The 202-nt window shown below is 55.4% G+C and carries 1 tRNA gene; it reads right to left on the reverse strand.

The window, feature by feature from the left end:
* Positions 1–62: 62 nt before the first annotated feature.
* Positions 63–138 (reverse strand) — tRNA-Ala (locus ACSEXW_RS28565).
* Positions 139–202: the final 64 nt, after the last annotated feature.

The following is a 202-nucleotide window of genomic DNA, read 5'->3' on the forward strand; positions in this document are numbered from 1 at the left end:
AACAGCGAATGCTATCTTACCATAACCTTCAGCACGTTGCAACTGTCAGTTTATGGTCTAAATGGTGGAGCCAAGCGGGATCGAACCGCTGACCTCCTGCTTGCAAGGCAGGCGCTCTCCCAGCTGAGCTATGGCCCCATGTGGGGATAAAGTGGGCCTTAGTGGACTCGAACCACCGACCTCACCCTTATCAGGGGTGCGC

The organism is Oryzibacillus soli, from assembly GCF_051594765.1.
Taxonomy (GTDB): Bacteria; Bacillota; Bacilli; order Paenibacillales; family NBRC-103111; genus Paenibacillus_AR.